The sequence below is a fragment of the Bradyrhizobium sp. SHOUNA76 genome, assembly GCF_023006445.1.
Taxonomy (GTDB): domain Bacteria; phylum Pseudomonadota; class Alphaproteobacteria; order Rhizobiales; family Xanthobacteraceae; genus Bradyrhizobium.
In genome coordinates, this window is record NZ_JALBHA010000937.1 from 1 (window position 1) to 1,128 (window position 1,128).

Annotated in this window: 1 protein-coding gene; it reads right to left on the reverse strand. The window is 64.6% G+C overall.

The window, feature by feature from the left end; all coding sequences use genetic code 11:
- Window positions 1-756, reverse strand: a 756-nt coding sequence (locus tag MOV74_RS38765; protein ID WP_246932857.1) for a methyl-accepting chemotaxis protein, incomplete at its 3' end; no start/stop codon positions are given.
- Window positions 757-1,128: the final 372 nt, after the last annotated feature.

The window sequence follows — 1,128 nt, forward strand, 5'->3', positions numbered from 1 at the left end:
GGCACGGACGCTGGCGCAATAGGTCGCGACCTGCGCGTTGCCGAGCAGCGGCTGGTTCTCGACATCGCCGGCCACGTAGTCGTCACCGGAGCGCAGGCTGCGCGCCTCGCGAAACCATTTGGTGTGGGCGACATTCTGGCCGACGGCGCGGAAGCGGTCGGCGCGGCCGTTGGCGATGACGTTGCCGTCGAGGTCGCAGAGCCAGAGGTCGAGATAGACCGTGTAGGCCCCGAGGATCACGCCCAGGCGCTGCGAGGCATGCGAGACGGCCGCTGCGCTGGGGGAGGCCGCGCAATCGACCACGGCGGAATCGGTCGCCCACCAGCGCACGTCGCAGGTGCGTTCATAGAGGTTGCGGTCGATCAGCTCGATCGCATTCAGCGACAGATCCATCATGCGCTCGCCGCGCGAACGCTGGCTCATGCGCTCGATCGAGGAGACGAGATCGCCGGTGCGCTTCGTCAACTGTGTCTCGAGCTCGCGTGCGATGGTTTCGACCTGCTGGCCGACGCCGCGCACCTCCTGGGCCACCACCGCAAAGCCCGCGCCTTGGGCGCCGGCGCGCGAGCTCTCGATCAGCGCGTTCAGCGCCAGCATCTTCATCTGGTTGGTGATCTGCTGGATCGACTTGGTCTTGTCGACCGCGATCTGGTTGACCTCCGCGGTCAGGCGGTTGATCAGCGCGGAGATGTCGGAATCGTCGTCAGCGGGTTCGGTGGCGATCGGCTTGGCTTTCAGACCCAGCGCAGCAGACATCGGGGATTTCCCTTGGCAATGAGGTCTGATCTGCAACGAACCTGGAACATCAAATTACAGATCGAATACAAGTCTTTTTCGAAGATTCCGCCTAACGCCTGCTTAATTTGCTGTTCCGCCGGGTGCCCAAATGATAGTCACTCGCCCTGTTGGGCGGCCATCCACCGCTTTGTGGGCCGCTGCCGTTGCAAAGTTCGGCGGATTCCCGGCCAATCCGCCAGTGACCGGACGCCCTGCGTGTTCGTCCGGAGTCCCGAGTTCCCAAAGATCGCTCTCGAATCATGACGCCGCCTGCCACCGCCTTGCCCGTCGAAGCGCCCCAGGCGTTCCTGGGCGTCGCGCGCTCGCTCACCGACAAGCTCTGGCGCGACC